Raw genomic sequence first — 14721 nt, forward strand, 5'->3', positions numbered from 1 at the left:
TGAGGCGAGCGGCAATGACCATTCTGATGAAAACCGGTGCGGGTGATGTTCCCAGCGAAGGGCTGCGGCTTGTCCGGCATTTCACGCCCAACTGGTTTGCAGCGACCATGGGTACCGGGATGTTCGCCGTCTGCCTGGCGCAGTTTCCATCGGCACCGGCGCTCTACAGCCTCGGCGAAACGTTGTGGGTGGCGAACATCCTGCTCTTCATTGCTCTTTCGCTGATCTACGCGGCGAAGTGGATCATCTATCCTGGCGATGCGCGCCGGATCTTCGATCATCCGGTGCTTTCGATGTTCTTTGGCTGCATTCCGATGGGACTCGCCACCATCATCAACGGCTTCGTGATCTTCGGGCAGCCGCTGGTCGGGGATTTCGCGATCGATATCGCGCAATCGCTCTGGTGGTTCGATGCGGCGCTGGCGATCCTTGCCGGTCTTTCCATTCCGCTTGCCATGTTCACCCGGCAGGAGCACGCGATCCATCAGATGACCGCGGTCTGGCTGCTGCCTATCGTCGCCTCCGAGGTGACCGCCGGCAGCGGCGCGATGCTGATGGCGCACCTGCCGTCCGGTGCGCCGCAATTCACCATGCTCTTTGCAAGCTACGTCCTCTGGGCCTGCTCAGTGCCGCTGGCGCTCGGCATTCTGGTGATCCTCTTCCTGCGCATGGCGCTGCACAAATTGCCGCCTGCCAACATGAGCGCGACGAGCTTTCTGGCGCTCGGCCCGATCGGCACCGGCGCCTTCGGCTTGGCTCTGTTTGCCGCCAATAGCGGCAGCGTGCTGGAAGCAAAGGGGCTCGGCGAACTGGCGACGGCGATGGCTGGCGCTAGCCTGCTCGGTGCCGTTCTGCTCTGGGGTTACGGGCTCTGGTGGCTGGCGATCGCCATCGCGACGACGGTCAGCCATGCGCGCGAAGGGCTGCCGTTCAATCTCGGCTGGTGGGCCTTCACCTTTCCGATCGGCGTCTATGCGGTTACCACGCTGCGGCTGGGCCAGCTGCTCGACTTTCCGCTGCTGACAAGTTTCGGCGGCGTGCTGGTGGCGGCGCTTGCGATGATCTGGCTGGTCGTGGTCGGCAAGACGCTCTCCGGCGCGCTGAAAGGTTTTCTTTTTGCCGATCCCTGCCTGGAGAACTGAATTCTGCGCGGCATAGGCCGTTCACTCGTCGGGACGGCGGCCGAATTCCGGCCGTGGCGGCTGCCCCTTGCGTGGGCGGCCAATCCTTTCTATATCCAGCGGCACGGAAAGCCCGGCGGACGAGCCCGCCGGAGGCATTGAAACCGGCCGTATTTGCAGCGCAAAGCATGCCGGTCGCATCAATCGCGGAACTCGCGCAGAATTTGGCAGTCGGACGTGAATACACTGGATTTTGACAAGAAGCCGGAAGACACCCGTGTCGTCGTCGCCATGTCGGGCGGCGTCGACAGCTCCGTCGTGGCCGGAATTCTGAAACGCCAGGGCTATGACGTTCTTGGCATCACCCTGCAGCTTTACGATCATGGCGCCGCCGTTCACCGCGCCGGTTCGTGCTGCGCCGGTCAGGATATCGACGATGCGCGCCGCGTCTGCGAGACGCTCGGCATTCCGCATTACGTGCTCGATTATGAAAAGCGCTTTCGCGATACGGTGATCAACCCGTTCATGGAAAGCTATGTGGCCGGTGAAACGCCGATCCCCTGCGTGTCCTGCAACCAGACGGTCAAGTTCGCCGACCTCTTGGAGACCGCCAAGGAGCTCGGCGCCGATGCCTTGGCCACCGGCCATTACATCCGTTCGCGGCCGAATCCTGCAAGCGGTGCGGCGGGACGCCGGGCGCTCTATCGCCCTGCCGATGCCGACCGCGACCAGAGCTACTTCCTGTTTGCGACGACGCAGGAGCAGATCGATTACCTGCGCTTTCCGCTGGGCGGCCTGCCGAAGTCGGAAACGCGCAAGCTCGCCGAAGAGATGGGCCTCGTCGTTGCCAAGAAGGCCGACAGCCAGGACATCTGTTTCGTGCCGCAGGGCAAGTATTCTGATGTCATCAACAAGCTGAAGCCGAATGCGGCGCTGGCGGGCGAGATCGTCCATCTCGACGGCCGCGTGCTCGGCCGTCATGAGGGTATCCTGCATTATACGATCGGCCAGCGCCGCGGCATCGGCGTCGCCACTGGCGACCCGCTCTATGTCGTCTATCTCGACGCGCGCTCGCGCCGCGTCATCGTAGGCCCCAAGGAAGCGCTGGAAACCCACCGCGTCTATCTGCGTGATGTCAACTGGCTGGGCGACGAACCGCTGCTGCAGGCTGCTGCCGGCGAAGGCTTCGCCTGCTATGCCAAGGTACGCTCCACCCGCGTGCCGGAACCGGCTATCCTGCGTGCCGACGCATCGGGCATCTATGTCGATCTGACCGTCGGTGAAGCCGGTATCGCGCCGGGCCAGGCCTGTGCGCTCTATTCGGCGCCGGGCGACGACGCCCGCGTTTTCGGCGGCGGCTTCATCGAACGCTCCGAACGCGAGCCCGCAGCGGAAGCCTCGCTGAAAGCACTTCTGAGCCAGCCGGTGGCTGCGTGAAATTGTTGGGAAAAGCCATGCTGCAGCGCTCCCTTTTTCTCCTTCACGTGCTTGACACAAAGCCGAGACGCTCTTAATAACCCGCTCATCCGACGGGCCGCCGCTTTGCGACGGGCTTGTCTGGATGGTGTGGCTGGGTAGCTCAGTTGGTGAGAGCGCAGGATTCATAACCCTGAGGTCGGCGGTTCAATTCCGCCCCCCGCTACCATTTTTCATCACCTAATAGGCATTCTAAGGTGAGGCTTGAGAAAGCCTCTGATCGCTTTTTGCGATGAGACTTTTGGGCGGCTCTGCGTGCTTGGATTCTGATTCGGATATGTTCTGTACCGGCAGCGTCCTAATCCTGACATTTCCCAAGCGCTCAACGTTTTGATCAAAAATGCCCGCCGCAATGCTGTGCGACGGGCATAGGTTGATCCGAAGACTGATCTGTCAGGCTATCACCGGCAAATCCGTTCACGTCTTTGAATGAGATCACCGTGACGCCAATAGCGAACGGTCTCCGTATGGCAACGTGGACGGTAACGTCTGTCGTCGCGGTAATCGCGGCTATGGCGCAACGGACGATACTCCTGTCCGTGGGTTCTTGCCCACGTTTCCCTTTGCCGCTCCGTGGGAGCCGCCATGCTCGGCGACGGGATTGCCGAAATCGAGGTGATGGCGAGCAGGCAGGCCACTATTATTTTCTTCATGCTTATTCCAACGTTCTGTTGACGAGACTGGAAAAGCAACGCGGTCTGCGCGGTTTGGTTCCTGAGAGCGTGGTGATTTGCATCGGCTCACCGGATTCAGGCCCGTAGGCTTTCAGGATACCCCGGCTATCCCGCAGCAGACAGCGTCTGTATCCGTTCCGCGATAAACGCGCTGGCCTGTTCTGCAGGCATCGCCTTGCCGAACAAGTAGCCCTGGCCGATGTCGCAGCCGAGGCGGGTGAGGTAGCCCAGCTGGCTGTGTTCCTCGATGCCCTCGGCCGTCGTCTTGATGTTCAGGCTGTGGCCGAGGCCCAGCATGGCGCGGACGATCTTTTCCTGCCGTTCGTCGTCCTGGTAGGTGGCAACGAAGCTCTTGTCGATCTTGATCTTGTCAAAGCGGTAGCGGGCAAGCTGGGCAAGGCTGGAATAGCCGGTGCCGAAGTCGTCAAGGGCGATCTGGACGCCCGCCGCATGCAGTTCGTCGAGGATGACGGCGGCCACCGCCGGATCCTGGATCAGGGCGTTCTCGGTGATCTCGATCTCCAGCCGTTCCGGCGGCAGGCCGGAGGCGACCAGCACTTTGAGGACGCGCGAGGCCAGCAATCTGTCTTCCATCTGCACCGGCGATATGTTGAAGGAAAGCACGATCCGGTCATGCCAGGCCAGGGCATCGCTGCAGGCCTGGGTCAGCAGGTTTTCGAAAAGCTCGGTGATCATTCCGGTCTCTTCGGCAATGCCGATGAAGACAGGCGGCGGGATGCTGGTGCCGCTATCGTCGGTCCAGCGGGCAAGCGCCTCGAAGCCGCAGATATCACCGGTCTTCAGGTCGATCAGCGGCTGGTAGAAGGGCCGGATGGCCTTTTGCTGGATGGCGGTGCGCAGCTTGGCTTCGAGGGCCGCGCGTTCGGCGACCTTGTCCTGCATCGAGGCTTCGAAGGCGAGGGCATGGTTGGGGCCGCGCGACTTTGCTTCGTACATGGCAAGATCGGCGCGGTGCGCGGCGTTTTCGAGCGGCTCGCTGCCCTCGATCCAGCGCTCGTAGCCGACACTGGCGCCAACCTCGACGGCAAAGCCGTCGATGCTGATTGGCCGGGTGACGGCCTGAATCAGGACGCGGGCGAAATGCCGCTCGCGTTCCTCGGTCATACCGGCGCCGATGATGACAAATTCGTCACCGCCGAAGCGGTAGACGCAATCGGCATTGCCGAGCGAACAGATGCGCCGGGCCACCTCGATCAACAGGATGTCGCCGCCCTTGTGGCCGACGAGATCGTTGACCTTCTTGAAGCCGTCGAGATCGACGGAAAACACGGTGACATTCAGCGCTTCCGTCTCCGCATGCTCGTGGTTCTTCGGCGTGGAGCGGGTGAGTTTCTTGCGCTCGAAGGCGTAGCGGTTCGGAAGCTTGGTCAGGTGATCGTGGGTGGCCGTCCAATCGGCCTTGAACTGCGCCGCGGCACGAAGCTCCATTTCCTGGCGGAGATCAGCTATGCGCAGGATCGAATAGATGAAGCTCATCGCACCGGCGATGACGAAGGCGAGCACCAGCTTCTCGGCGCCGTAATCATCGAACATCTGTACAAAAGCCGACAGCCCGTCGCCGAATTGCAGCCAGGCGCCGAGCAGCCAAAGGACCGTTCCCAGCATCATGACCGATAAACATTGCCTTCCGGCACGGCTACGAAAGAACCCCGGCATCGTCATTCCTCACCCCATATAAGACATAGCAATATCATCGAAGTCTGAAATGTTCGTTGAAAACGGGTAGTGATTGTTTGCTGCAATCGCTGGGCTGCGGAAGGACGCAAGGGATCGCTGGTCGCACGGAAACGACAGGCCTGGCCGGATCCGCCCAAGTTTTTAGACGCGAATTGAAACCTTTAGCGTGCTTCCCGCTTTAAAGAGCAAAACCAGAGTGGGAAGCAATGTCCGCATTCTATTTCAAGACGCATGACAATGACGGCACTGTGCCAGCCGACCGGGCTTTCGAGTTTCCGGATCTGATATCGGCCGTTGAGCAGGCCAAGCGCGTACTGGCGGAAATGGCGCTGGATGGGTTGCCGTCGGCGCCGGGCGAGCGGCTCAGCATCGAGGTGCAGAACGGTCAGCGCATGCCGATCGTCAATCTCGAATTGGAACTGACGATCAGCTACCTGCGCCAATCGTGACGGTGGCCGGCGGAACCAAGCGATCGCTTCTGCCGTTTGGACATTGAAGTTGAAACGCTTAGGAGGACAGGTCCATGCAGGTCGTCGGCACTCAGGTCATTCCCAGCCATGGCGGAAAATCGGGATTCACCGTCGAATTCGTCAGTGATGGCGGCGAGGTCGTTTCCGTTCAGATGAAGGGAGCCGATGATCTCAACCGGCAAAACGCAATCGACAAGGCGAAGGCGCTGATGGGCGAATTTGCCTCGGCCGAGGCGCAGGAAGGCGGCGAGATGCGCGTTCGCGAGAGTGCGCGCGTTTCCAAGGCAGAGCAGGAGCTGGAAGCGCAGCTTGATCGCGGCCTTGAGGATACGTTTCCGGCAAGCGATCCGGTTTCGGTGACCAGTCCGTCAATAGCGGGCGACGGCGTCAAACACTGACGCAAATCCCATTTATAGTCACGGTGGATATCATTGCCTTGCGGTCATCGGGTTGATCGCAAGGCGTTTTTCCGTCACTTGTATTTCAGAAAATCCTTTTCAGAGAAATCCCTGATGTCATCCAACACCTCCTTCGTTCGCTCGACGCTGATCATGCTCGGGCTCGGCGTTCTGCTTCTGGTGGGCATCGTCGGGACCTCGCTGTGGTTGACGAGAGAGAACCGGGTCTATTCCGATACCGTTGCCGAGATGCGCCGGATCCGCAGCGGCTCGGCCGATCTGCTTTCGGCGCTTCAGGATGCCGAAACCGGCCAGCGCGGCTTTCTGCTGACCGGCGAGCAGAGCTATCTCGATCCTTTCAATCTGGCCTTGAAAAATCTGCCGGAGCGGCGAAAGCGCCTTGCCGATGCCGTTGCCAACTACCCGGAATATGCCGGGAAACTGCCTGACCTCGACAAGGCGATCGACGGCAAGCTGGCAGAGGTCGAGAACACCGTGGCGCTCGCCCAGAACGGAAGGCAGCAGGAAGCGCTTGCCATCGTCAGCAACGACAGCGGGCGCGTCTATATGGACGATGCCCGGCGCCTTATGATCGGCTTCATTGGACTGACCGACGAGCATTTGCGGGTGATCGTTGCCGAGCAGCTCGAGGCCGCCAGCGATCTGCAATGGGTCACCGTCGGCGGTGCGCTGGCGATCGTGATTGTGCTTGGCGGCGCCATCCTCATTATCTTCCAGCACGTGCGCGATCTGTCGCGTGCGCGTGAGGAACTGGAAGCGCTGAACAGCGGCCTCGAGGAGCGCGTCAACGAGCGCACAGAGGATCTGATGCAGGCGAACCAGGAGATCCAGCGCTTCGCCTATATCGTCACCCACGACCTGCGCGCGCCGCTGGTCAATATCATGGGCTTCCTCAGCGAACTGGAGGCGAGCCTCATTGCAGTGACGGCCTATGTAATGGCCGACGAGAAGAAGCCGAGCGAAAGCGAGATCAAGGAAGCGCGGCTGGCGGTGGAGGAAGACCTTCCGGAGGCGATGAGCTTTATCCGCTCGTCGACGCGGAAGATGGATTCGCTGATCAACGCCATCCTCAAGATTTCCCGCGACGGGCGCCGCAAACTGGTTCCGGAGAGGGTCGATCTCAAGGCCGCGATGGAGACCGCGGCTGCGAGCGTTCACCACCAGGTGGTTGCGGCCGACGGGACGATGGAGATGGACATTCGCGTTTCCGCACTCATAACCGACCGCTTCTCGCTGGACCAGATCGTCGGCAACCTTTTCGACAATGCGGTCAAATACCGCTATCCTGGCCGCCCGGTAAAGATTGCGGTCCGGGCAATGCCTGCCGGCAAGGGCCGTATCAAGATCGATGTCGAGGATAATGGCCGCGGTATTGCAAAGAACGACCGCGAGCGCGTTTTCGAGCTGTTCCGCCGCGCCGGCGAGCAAGACCAGCCGGGCGAGGGGATCGGCCTGGCATATGTGCGTTCGTTAATACGAAATTTGGGCGGCGACATTACTGTCGAGTCGATTGAAGGTACCGGCAGCACGTTCACGCTGCTCCTGCCTTCGGATCTCACCACTATCGTAAAGGGTACAGAGTCATGAAAGCCACGGGCCAGGAAGTCACGATCGTGATGATCGAAGACGATGAGGGGCATGCCCGCCTTATCGAGAAGAACGTGCGCCGGGCCGGCGTGAACAACGAGATCGTTCCCTTCACCAATGGCAAGAGCGCTCTCGATTTCATCCTTGGTGCCGATCGCAGCGGTGAGGTCAGCAGGGACCGCTATCTGCTGGTGCTGCTCGATCTCAATCTGCCTGACACCTCGGGCATCGACATTCTCGAACAGATCAAGGGCAACGAGCACACCAAGCGCATGCCGGTGGTGATCCTGACGACGACCGACGACGAGCGCGAAATTCAGCGTTGCTACGATCTCGGCGCCAATGTCTACATCACCAAGCCCGTCGATTACGAAGGCTTTGCGCACGCGATCCGCCAGCTCGGCCTGTTCTTCGCGGTCATCCAGATTCCGCAGCAATAACGCGAAAAGGCGAGCAGTTTGACTGCTCGCCCTTCTTTCAGCTCACCAGCATCGGGATGCTGATGACAAAGCCTATGAGAACAACGGCGGTAACGATCTTCAGAAGACGCACGCGCCGTGTACGCTCCCCACTCCAATCATACGTCATGGCTGGTCTCCCCGGGGCAAGGACTTAGCGCCCGGCAAGCCGGGTTCAATAGGTATTGCGCAACTTGCTTGCGTAAGGCTTATCTAAATTTCGCGTTGGGAATGGTCGCTTTAGCGGCCGAAGCGCAGCGCCCAGCGGCGGCCGTCATGGCTCATGCGCAGGATGGCAAGCGGTTCGATATCCGTCAGCCAGAACGAGGCGAGCGGCGCGTTCAGCACATGGAGAACGGCGGCCCGGATCACCGCGGCATTGGCGATTGCGATCACGTGCCCGTCGAGGCTCTGCTGTTCCTCCATCCAGCCGGTGACGCGAGATTGAACTTTCGCGAGACTTTCGCCGCCATGCGGCGCCGATTGCGGATCCGTCATCCATTGAACCAGAGCGTCCGGCTCCTTTGCCTGCAGATCGGCGAGCGAGCGTCCCTTCCAGCGGCCATAATCAGGATCGGCAAGCCTGGGATCGCCGGTGGCGGCAAGGTTCAGGATTTCGGCCGTCTGCAACGCTGCCAGGGTAGGGCTGCTTGCGCTACGATCGGCGTGCCGAAGCCTCTCCGTCAACGCTGCTGTTTCCACAACGGCGCTCTGCTCCAGCGGCTCGTTCAAAGGGAATCGGCCCTCGCGGTTGGCGCTGGTCGGGCCGTGGCAGATCCAGGTCAGCCGGGTATGCACAGGTGAGCCTCCGGCTTGCCGTGGATGGCAAATGAAGTTTCGTTGACAGTTCTCAGCCTAGAGATATAACGGGCATGTTGCGGGTTTGGAAGCCGGTGGAAATCCGGCGCGGTCGCGCCACTGTGACCAGGATGCGAAAGCAGGCTGGAAGTCAGACCTTGCCGCCAACACTCTTTCGACTGAACGCGTCATTCCAGGAGGAATACATGTCTGACACCACTTTTGCGCCTGTTGCAGCACCGGCGCCAATCCCGGTAGGCGAAATCCTGCCATGGGCGATCTTCGGCGGCCTGCTGATGATCATCGCCATCTATTTCGTCGGCACGGAAGAAGGCGCCATGGCGCTTTTCAACGGCATGTATGTGCACGAATTCGTGCATGACGGCCGCCATCTTCTCGGCTTCCCCTGCCACTAAAGGACGACAGACATGGTGGGAAATCTTCTACTCCGTGGGATGATCGCGGGGGCGATTGCTGGCATCCTGGTTTTTGCCTTCGCCCATACATTCGGTGAACCGCTGGTCGATCAGGCGATCGCCTTCGAGGAAGCCGCAGCCACGGCTGCCGGCGAAGCCGCCGAACCCGAAATCGTCAGCCGCGCCACCCAGGCCGGCATCGGCCTCTTCACCGGCGTGATGGCTTACGGCATCGCCGTCGGCGGCCTCTTTGCTCTGGCCTTCGCCTTCGTGCATGGCCGCTTCAGCAAGCTCAGCGCCCGCGGCACGGCTGCCGTCATCGCGCTGGCAGCCTTCGTCGCCATCATCCTCGTTCCCGGCATCAAGTACCCGGCCAATCCGCCGGCTGTCGGCAATCCGGATACGATCGGCGTTCGCACCGAGCTGTTCTTCCTGATGATCGTCGTCTCGGTTGGGGCGCTGGTTGCAGCCGTGGCATTTGCCCGCAATCTGGCTGCCCGCTTCGGCATCTGGAACGGTTCGATCATCGCCGGTATCGCCTATATCGTCTTCATCGGCGCCGTGCAGTATCTGCTGCCGCCGATCAACGAGGTGCCGGAAAACTATTCGGCAGCGGTGCTCTGGAGCTTCCGCACGACGTCGCTCGGCATGCACGTGATCCTGTGGTCGGTGCTTGCGGTGGTCTTCGGCTTCCTGGCCGAGAAGCGGCTGGAAGCGCGGTCCCCGGTTGGCCGTCCGGCGTTTCGGTGAGAGCTTGGTGAGGGAGGTGTTCCGCACTCTCCCTCATTCCTGTGCTCGTTGCAGGAATCCAGCCACCGCGCGTCGGCGCGTTGAATGACTCTAGTTTCCCGCGTCCATGGACATGGACGCACTGGATTCCTGTGACAAGCACCGGAATGAGGGATTGGTAAGGTCTGCGATGAAACGGCTGCTTCTTCGTTCGGCGATCTCTATAGCTGCGCTCGCGCTGCTGACCGGCGGAGCCATGGCCCATAGCCGCACCGCGTCGGAAAACCACAGCGGCATTCCTGTCCCTGAAATTTCGCATGGCGAAATGGCGGTCATGGCTGATTACCGCGATCGGATCATCGCGCTCGCGTCCGGCGCCACCGATACGAACGAGCCGTTCCGCCGGGTGCTGAACTATGCACAGATCCAGTATTCCTACTGTCTGTGGGGGCGGATGCCCGGCAGCGTCACGGATGAAGAAAGCCCGTTCAACGAGTGCGCCCATGCCTATCTTGCCGCTACCAAGGCGGTGCTGCTATCGCTGCGGGATATGCCGCGCGAGAGCGAGGCGGCGACTGCGATCATCTCGGATGCCGATGCCGACATGGTGCGCCGCGGCCTGTCGCTGATCACCTGCCGGTTCAGCGGCGAGGCTTTCAACACTGCCGATGTCATCAAGCCGCGCTGGAGCGAAATTCCGCTGCATACGGCAAGCATGGCGTCGTTCAGCGGTTTCTTCGCGGTGATCTTTGGCGTCTTCTTCGCCGGCCGCAGGCTGCTGCGGGTTCAGTCTTCGGTGTAGCGCTGCTCGCGCCAGGGGTCGCCGATCATGTGATAGCCGTTCATTTCCCAGAAGCCCGCCTTGTCTGACGGCATCAGGTCGATGTGGCGCAGCCATTTGGCGCTCTTCCAGAAATAGAGATGCGGCACGACCAGCCGCATTGGGCCGCCGTGATCAACCGTCAGCGGCTGCCCCTCCCAGGCGGTTGCCAGGATCGCATCTTCGGCGGCGAAATCCGCAAGCGGCAGATTGGTGGTGTAGCCGTCATAGCTCGTCAGCATGACGTAACCGGCTTCGGCCTTCGGCATGGCGGCATCCAGCAAATCGCGGGTTGAGACGCCTTCCCAGCGGTTGTCGTAACGCGACCATGTCGTCACGCAATGGATGTCGCTGACACGGGTGCTCTGCTGCATCGACTGGAAATCAGGCCATGTCAGCGCAAGCGGTGTCTCGACGAGACCGCGCACCTCGAGCGTCCAGTCATCCAGCGAGATCGCCGGCTGTTCGCCGAGATCGAGCACCGGCCAGTTCTTCACCAGATGCTGCCCGGGCGGCAAACGCTCGGTCTCCGGGCGGGCAATTCGCCCTGTCAGGAACTTGCCTTCCGCGGCCCATCGGCGCTTGGACGTGGTGAGCTTGCTGTCAACAGGCGCCTGTTCGTCGGTCATCGCGGTCTCCCATCACAGTCGGCCGATAGGACAATTCCGGGCCCGGAGTGTCAAGGGCAGGACGATCGCCTTGGCCATGCCTGTCGCCTCTTGGAATTCGCGGCGCCGATCATTACAATCGGGCGGTCGGGGTTGCCTTCCTGGGGAGGGAGGCAAAATGGGAGGAGCCGCCGCTGTCTCAGAGGCATAGGCTTATATTTGCGCTGTTTTCAGTGCCTTTCGTCGTTTTCGCCTTCTTCTATTACGGCGGATCGCTGGCGACGCGCGCCTATATGGGCGAGGCCTCGGCGCAGGCAGGGACGGCGCTGCGGCTGGCCGTCTCGGCCCTCAGCGGTCACCTGAATCGCTACGAGGCACTGCCGGCGCTGATTGCCGATCACGACGACATCAAGGAACTGGTCACGCATCCCGACGACAAGGATCTGCGCGACGCCGCGAACCTCTATCTCAAGGAGATCAACCATCTCCTCAAGTCCTCAGACATCTATGTGATCAAGCCTGACGGCGAGACGATCGCCGCCAGCAATTTCGATATGCCGGGAAGCTTCATCGGCGAGAATTTCAGCTATCGCCCGTATTTCCAGGAGGCGATTGCCGGAAAGCAGTCGCGGTTCTACGCACTGGGAACGACCTCGCTGAAGCGCGGCTATTATTTCGGATCACCGATCAGAGCTGGCGACGGCATTCGCGGCGTCATCGTCTTCAAGGTGGATATCGACATGATCGAGTCTTCCTGGACCAGCGGCGAATACCGCATCTTCGTCTCCGATCCTGAAGGCATCATCTTCATGTCCGGCAAGCCGGCCTGGCTCTATAACAGCATCCTGCCGCTGACGGCGGATCGCATGCAGCGGACCGAGGCCTCCCGGCGCTATGCCAACGCGGCGCTGACGGCACTGCCGCTCGGCCGCAGCCGGTTCGCAGAGCATGATCTGATGACGATGATCGAGGAGGGGGCGCAGAAGGAATATCTGGTGCTCTCGCAATATATGCAGGCCGAAGACTGGACCGTAAACGTTCTGCTCGACACCGGCTCCGTCCGGGCGCAAGCGCGCACGGCGCTGGTCGCCGGTTTCCTCATGCTCTGCATTGCCGGCCTCGCCTTTGCCGTTCTGCGCCAGCGCCGGATGCGGCTCAATGAACGCATGCAGTTGCAGGCCGACGCCCGCAACCAGCTGGAACGGCGCGTCGAGGAGCGCACGGCCGATCTTGCCCGGGTCAACAGCCGCATCGAGGAAGAGATCGCCGAGCGGCGCCTGACCGAGCAGCAGCTGCGGCAGACGCAGGCCGATCTTATCCAGGCGGGCAAGCTTGCCGGGCTCGGCCAGATGTCGGCGGCATTGTCGCACGAATTCAACCAGCCCCTGGCCGCCGCCAAGACCTATACGGATAGCGCCGCCGTGCTGCTCGACCGCGGACGAAACACCGAAGCGCAGGACAATATCCGCCGTATCGGCGGGCTGATCGACCGGATGGCGGCGATCAGCAAGCATCTTCGCAATTTCGCCCGCAAGCCGAACGAAAAGCTCGGCCCGGTGCCGCTCGACGAGGCGATCCGCGATACGCTGGAGATCGTCGCCTGGCGGCTGAAGGCGGCGGATGCCGATCTGCAGCTCGATCTTGGCCTGCATCCGCCGGTCGTTCGGGCAGGTTCGGTGCGTCTGCAGCAGGTGCTGGTCAATGTCATCTCAAATGCGGCTGATGCCGTGGAAGGCCTAAACGACCGGCGGATCGAGGTCAGCGCCTTCGAGAGTGCCGGCAAGGTAGTGCTAACAGTGCGCGACTTCGGGCCTGGCGTGCCGGCGGCAATCGCCGAGCGCATCTTCGATCCGTTCTTCACGACCAAGGGCGTCGGCAAGGGGCTCGGTCTCGGCCTCTCGATCTCCTACAACATCATCAAGGATTTCGGCGGCAGCCTGACGGTGGAAAATCACCCTGATGGTGGCGCCGAGTTCCGCATCGAACTGCAATCGGCGGCGGGCGCCATGCCGGAGGCCGCGGAATGAATGAACAGAAGATCCTGCTCGTGGATGACGAGGAGGAGCTGCGCCGTTCGACGGCGCAAGCGCTAGAGCTCTCCGGCTTCAATGTCGAGACCTTTTCGAATGCCGACCATGTGCTCGAGCTGATCGGCTACAGTTTCCCCGGCGTCGTCGTCAGCGATATCCGCATGCCCGGCACCGACGGCATGACGTTGATGAACCGTATCCGCGAGATCGATGCGGAAGTGCCTGTCATCCTCGTGACCGGCCATGGCGACGTGCAGCTGGCGGTGAAGGCGATGCGCGAGGGCGCCTATGATTTCATCGAGAAGCCGTTCACGCCGCAGATGCTGGCGGGTGTCATCAAGCGCGCCCTGGAGCGCCGCAGTCTTGTCCTCGAAAACCGGCTGCTGAAGGCCGTCGCCGGAAAGCGCGATGATATCGAATCGCGGCTGCCCGGACGGACGCAGGTGATGGTCGATCTGCGCTACCGCATCCGCGCGATCGGGGCCAGCGATGCCGATACGCTCATTGTCGGCGAGACAGGGGCGGGCAAGGAAGTGGTGGCGCGGGCGCTTCACGATATCAGCGCCCGGGCCAGCCGCCCGTTCATCGCCATCAACTGTGCGGCCCTGCCTGCCAATCTTATCGAGAGCGAACTGTTCGGCCACGAGGCCGGTGCCTTTCCCGGCGCCGTGCGCCCGCGTTACGGCAAATTCGAGCATGGCCGCGGCGGGACGATCCTGCTCGACGAGATCGGCTCGATGCCCTTCGATCTGCAGGCGAAGTTTCTGAGAGTGCTGCAGGAGCGGGTGATCTCGCGGCTCGGCTCCAACGAAATCGTGCCGCTCGACGTCCGCTTCATCGCCACCAGCAAGGTCGATCTGGAAGCCGAAGTCGCCGCCGGCCGCTTCCGCGCCGATCTCTTCTACCGGCTGAATGTTGCGACCCTGCATGTGCCGGCGCTGACGCAGCGGCGCGCGGATATTCCGCTGCTGTTTCTCCAGTTGGTACGAGAGGCGGCGGCGCGCTATGGGCGCGACGATCTGCCGGTTTCCCCCGATCTGATTTCCGATATCGCCCAGCGCGACTGGCCGGGCAATGTACGGGAGCTGCGCAACGCGGCTGACCGCCTGGTCCTCGGCCTCGATAGCGGCGAGCGCCTCAATGGCGAAGTGTCCGGGCTTGCCGATCGCGTCGCCGAATTCGAGCGCGGGGTGATCGCCACGGCGCTTGTCGCGCATGGCGGAAGTCTCAAACCGGTCTACGAGTCGCTGCAGATTTCCCGCAAGACACTCTATGAAAAGATGCAGAAATACGGGCTCGACAAGAAGCTGCTGGTTTCAGAATAGCAGAAATGGGTGGATTTCCACCCACTGCTGGCGACCTTTGTTTCCGAATCGACCCATGCTGCGGCGCACGCAGGCGAAATCTCTGCCTGGCG

14 protein-coding genes and 1 tRNA gene are annotated in these 14721 nt (G+C 61.5%); 12 read left to right on the forward strand and 3 right to left on the reverse strand.

The window, feature by feature from the left end; all coding sequences use genetic code 11:
* The first annotated feature begins 14 nt into the window (after positions 1–14).
* From AB4Z25_RS27105 to AB4Z25_RS27115, 3 genes are all read left to right on the forward strand, one after another.
* Positions 15–1142: a TDT family transporter gene (locus AB4Z25_RS27105; protein WP_112541098.1), complete on the forward strand. Its 1128-nt coding sequence runs from the start codon at positions 15–17 to the stop codon at positions 1140–1142.
* A 216-nt stretch (positions 1143–1358) separates the two neighbouring features.
* Positions 1359–2558: a tRNA 2-thiouridine(34) synthase MnmA gene (mnmA, locus tag AB4Z25_RS27110; RefSeq protein WP_442210170.1), complete on the forward strand. Its 1200-nt coding sequence runs from the start codon at positions 1359–1361 to the stop codon at positions 2556–2558.
* A 131-nt stretch (positions 2559–2689) separates the two neighbouring features.
* A tRNA-Met gene (locus tag AB4Z25_RS27115) sits at positions 2690–2766 on the forward strand.
* A 610-nt stretch (positions 2767–3376) separates the two neighbouring features.
* Here AB4Z25_RS27115 and AB4Z25_RS27120 read toward each other — a convergent pair.
* The gene (locus tag AB4Z25_RS27120) at positions 3377–4948 is read right to left on the reverse strand and encodes a bifunctional diguanylate cyclase/phosphodiesterase (RefSeq protein ID WP_112541100.1); all 1572 of its coding nucleotides are present in this window, start codon (positions 4946–4948) and stop codon (positions 3377–3379) included.
* Positions 4949–5175: 227 nt separating this feature from the next.
* Between AB4Z25_RS27120 and AB4Z25_RS27125 the strand changes: the two genes are divergently transcribed.
* The 4 genes from AB4Z25_RS27125 (at position 5176) to AB4Z25_RS27140 (ending at position 7885) form a co-directional block, all read left to right on the forward strand.
* Entirely contained in the window at positions 5176–5418 is a 243-nt protein-coding gene (locus AB4Z25_RS27125) for a DUF6894 family protein (RefSeq protein ID WP_112385414.1), read from the forward strand.
* 74 nt (positions 5419–5492) lie between these two features.
* Positions 5493–5837, forward strand: coding sequence for a hypothetical protein (locus tag AB4Z25_RS27130; protein WP_112541101.1), 345 nt, complete (start codon positions 5493–5495; stop codon positions 5835–5837).
* Positions 5838–5951: 114 nt separating this feature from the next.
* Positions 5952–7445 (forward strand): sensor histidine kinase, encoded by a 1494-nt coding sequence (locus tag AB4Z25_RS27135; RefSeq protein ID WP_442210175.1) that lies wholly within the window; start codon positions 5952–5954, stop codon positions 7443–7445.
* The gene (locus AB4Z25_RS27140; RefSeq protein ID WP_112385412.1) at positions 7442–7885 is read left to right on the forward strand and encodes a response regulator; all 444 of its coding nucleotides are present in this window, start codon (positions 7442–7444) and stop codon (positions 7883–7885) included. Before AB4Z25_RS27135 ends, AB4Z25_RS27140 begins: the two co-directional genes overlap by 4 nt.
* 258 nt (positions 7886–8143) lie before the next feature.
* On the opposite strand, the gene AB4Z25_RS27145 is transcribed toward AB4Z25_RS27140, so the two are convergent.
* Positions 8144–8701: a histidine phosphatase family protein gene (locus AB4Z25_RS27145; protein WP_442210180.1), complete on the reverse strand. Its 558-nt coding sequence runs from the start codon at positions 8699–8701 to the stop codon at positions 8144–8146.
* Between the two features lie 206 nt (positions 8702–8907).
* Here AB4Z25_RS27145 and AB4Z25_RS27150 point away from each other — a divergent pair, with 206 nt between their 5' ends.
* The 3 genes from AB4Z25_RS27150 (at position 8908) to AB4Z25_RS27160 (ending at position 10648) form a co-directional block, all read left to right on the forward strand.
* Complete coding sequence (locus AB4Z25_RS27150) at positions 8908–9117, forward strand: CbtB domain-containing protein (protein WP_097590488.1); 210 nt, start codon at positions 8908–8910, stop codon at positions 9115–9117.
* Between the two features lie 12 nt (positions 9118–9129).
* Positions 9130–9867 (forward strand): CbtA family protein, encoded by a 738-nt coding sequence (locus AB4Z25_RS27155; protein ID WP_112541103.1) that lies wholly within the window; start codon positions 9130–9132, stop codon positions 9865–9867.
* A 169-nt stretch (positions 9868–10036) separates the two neighbouring features.
* Entirely contained in the window at positions 10037–10648 is a 612-nt protein-coding gene (locus AB4Z25_RS27160; RefSeq protein WP_112541116.1) for a hypothetical protein, read from the forward strand.
* Here AB4Z25_RS27160 and AB4Z25_RS27165 read toward each other — a convergent pair.
* Positions 10633–11295: a sulfite oxidase-like oxidoreductase gene (locus AB4Z25_RS27165; RefSeq protein WP_112541104.1), complete on the reverse strand. Its 663-nt coding sequence runs from the start codon at positions 11293–11295 to the stop codon at positions 10633–10635. The two genes, AB4Z25_RS27160 and AB4Z25_RS27165, sit on opposite strands and share 16 nt — an antisense overlap.
* Before the next feature lie 212 nt (positions 11296–11507).
* On the opposite strand from AB4Z25_RS27165, the gene AB4Z25_RS27170 reads away from it, so the two are divergent.
* Together AB4Z25_RS27170 and AB4Z25_RS27175 are read left to right on the forward strand one after the other, a co-directional pair.
* Positions 11508–13301 carry a sensor histidine kinase gene (locus AB4Z25_RS27170; protein ID WP_442210184.1) on the forward strand — a complete coding sequence of 598 codons (1794 nt, stop codon included), beginning with the start codon at positions 11508–11510 and terminating at the stop codon, positions 13299–13301.
* Positions 13298–14629, forward strand: coding sequence for a sigma-54-dependent transcriptional regulator (locus AB4Z25_RS27175; protein WP_112541105.1), 1332 nt, complete (start codon positions 13298–13300; stop codon positions 14627–14629). The genes AB4Z25_RS27170 and AB4Z25_RS27175 overlap by 4 nt, the downstream gene beginning before the upstream one ends.
* The last annotated feature ends 92 nt before the right edge of the window (positions 14630–14721 follow it).

Source organism: Rhizobium sp. RAF36 (assembly GCF_052114105.1).
GTDB lineage: Bacteria > Pseudomonadota > Alphaproteobacteria > Rhizobiales > Rhizobiaceae > Rhizobium.

Bases quoted from the DNA above. Each gene is read 5' to 3' on its own strand.
- AB4Z25_RS27105 (WP_112541098.1), top strand. From the start codon at position 15: ATGACCATTCTGATGAAAACCGGTGCGGGTGATGTTCCCAGCGAAGGG.
- AB4Z25_RS27120 (WP_112541100.1), bottom strand. From the start codon at position 4,948: ATGCCGGGGTTCTTTCGTAGCCGTGCCGGAAGGCAATGTTTATCGGTC.
- AB4Z25_RS27125 (WP_112385414.1), top strand. From the start codon at position 5,176: ATGTCCGCATTCTATTTCAAGACGCATGACAATGACGGCACTGTGCCA.
- AB4Z25_RS27130 (WP_112541101.1), top strand. From the start codon at position 5,493: ATGCAGGTCGTCGGCACTCAGGTCATTCCCAGCCATGGCGGAAAATCG.
- AB4Z25_RS27135 (WP_442210175.1), top strand. From the start codon at position 5,952: ATGTCATCCAACACCTCCTTCGTTCGCTCGACGCTGATCATGCTCGGG.
- AB4Z25_RS27140 (WP_112385412.1), top strand. From the start codon at position 7,442: ATGAAAGCCACGGGCCAGGAAGTCACGATCGTGATGATCGAAGACGAT.
- AB4Z25_RS27150 (WP_097590488.1), top strand. From the start codon at position 8,908: ATGTCTGACACCACTTTTGCGCCTGTTGCAGCACCGGCGCCAATCCCG.
- AB4Z25_RS27155 (WP_112541103.1), top strand. From the start codon at position 9,130: ATGGTGGGAAATCTTCTACTCCGTGGGATGATCGCGGGGGCGATTGCT.
- AB4Z25_RS27160 (WP_112541116.1), top strand. From the start codon at position 10,037: ATGAAACGGCTGCTTCTTCGTTCGGCGATCTCTATAGCTGCGCTCGCG.
- AB4Z25_RS27165 (WP_112541104.1), bottom strand. From the start codon at position 11,295: ATGACCGACGAACAGGCGCCTGTTGACAGCAAGCTCACCACGTCCAAG.
- AB4Z25_RS27175 (WP_112541105.1), top strand. From the start codon at position 13,298: ATGAATGAACAGAAGATCCTGCTCGTGGATGACGAGGAGGAGCTGCGC.